Below are 1,572 nucleotides of genomic sequence, written 5' to 3' on the forward strand. Positions count from 1 at the left end.
CATGGTGACGGTCATGTAGTCACCCGGCTCACTGATCTGGCTTTCGTGGGCCAGGAACAGCCAGTTGCCTTCGAAGATGTGCTTGAGCTCAAGCTCAAAGAAGGCGGGGTCGGTAAACATGCTGCGGTGGCAGCGGAAAATGCCCTGGGCGGGGTCGTCTTGTACAGCACCGCGCACGCGGGCTTCGAGCTGATCAAGCTGGGTGGTCATGATCTCTCTCCTCAAATACTTAGGCATAACCTGGGGTGTAAGGCGCTAACACATCGGACGGTGGACGTCAGCCAATCGTTAGCGCGAGGTTATGGGGCTTTAAACCTTGGCGGTACCGGCGAGCTGGCTGGCCAGATCCTGCTCGTCCTCTTTGGCCCGCGGGCGGGCGTGACGTACCTGCAGCTCGGGCGCCTCGGTGGGGGCCAGCTCCACATCGAACACCACGTGGGAGAACGGGCCATCCAGCTCGCGCTGGGCGATCTCGGCCGGGTCTTCAATCCGCTCGGCGGGCACCACCAACTCTTCGCGGGTAGCAAAGGCAAAGTCGTCAAAGGTGTAGGGATCGCCCGCCAAGTTGATCTGGGTGGTCAGGTGCTGGTGGCCCGGGGCGGAGACGAAGTAGTGAATATGCGCCGGGCGTTCGCCGTGGCGTCCCAGGGACTTGAGCACCACATCGGTGGGCGCGCCTTCAGGCACCCCGTAGCCAGAGGGGATGATGCTGCGCGCGGTGTAGCGGCCCTCATTGTCCGCATAGATCGTGCGCCGCAGGTTGTACTCGGACTGCGAGGGGTCGAAGAAGGAGTAGCCGCCCTTAGAATTGGCGTGCCAGATTTCGACCTTGGCACCGGCAATCGGCGTGCCATCCACATCGCGGACTTGGCCAGTCAGCCACATGGTCTCGCCCTCTTGATCCTGGCCGTCGTCCAGGCGCGCAAAGCCGTCGGCTTCCGGGGCACCGGCTACGTACAGTGGGCCTTCAATAGTGCGCGGGGTACCGCCCACACGCTTGGCTTCCGCATCGATAGCGTCTTGGCGCATATCGAGGTAATGGTCAAAGCCGAGACCGGGGGAGAGCAGGCCGAACTGGGTCTGACTGCCCAGGGCATTGAGCAGGTTGACACCGGCCCAGTACTCTTCTTCGGTGACGTCAAAGTCGTCGATCAGCTTAAACAGATCGCCGACCAGGCGATGCACAATTTGCTTGGCACGGTCATTGCCACCGGTTTTATCAAAGCCGGCCACGGTTTTAATGAAGTCTTGCACGTCGGGGGTATCGAATATCTTCACGGTCATGGTGAAACCCTCTGTTTGTTATAGGGTGTTGTTTTATAATTCGAGCTGGCGTGTTCTGTAGGTAATTAGCTGTCGTCGTCACGCACCGAAGAGGGATGACGACACAGCGGCTTGACGTTAATTTCCATATAGGGGAACAGTGGTAGATTACTGACCAGCTCTTGCAGTTCAGCGTTTTCTTCCACGTCAAAAATACTGACGTTCGAGTAGCTGCCCGCTACCCGCCACAAGTGGCGCCATTTGCCCTCACGCTGCAGGTCTTGGGAATACGCCTTTTCAGTCGCCTTA

Annotated in this window: 2 protein-coding genes and 1 pseudogene; all 3 read right to left on the minus strand. The window is 59.2% G+C overall.

Annotation, left to right across the window (positions count from 1 at the left end; translation table 11 throughout):
- A pseudogene (locus QHL1GM_RS12365) lies at positions 1-210 on the minus strand (benzoate 1,2-dioxygenase large subunit); the annotation flags it as partial.
- A 99-nt stretch (positions 211-309) separates the two neighbouring features.
- Positions 310-1,284, minus strand: coding sequence for a catechol 1,2-dioxygenase (catA, locus tag QHL1GM_RS12370; protein WP_071694743.1), 975 nt, complete (start codon positions 1,282-1,284; stop codon positions 310-312).
- A 65-nt stretch (positions 1,285-1,349) separates the two neighbouring features.
- Positions 1,350-1,572: muconolactone Delta-isomerase family protein (locus QHL1GM_RS12375; RefSeq protein WP_139245652.1), on the minus strand; the 223-nt coding region annotated here is incomplete at its 5' end.

This window comes from Halomonas sp. QHL1 (assembly GCF_001882345.1).
In the GTDB taxonomy this organism is placed as follows: Bacteria; Pseudomonadota; Gammaproteobacteria; order Pseudomonadales; family Halomonadaceae; genus Vreelandella.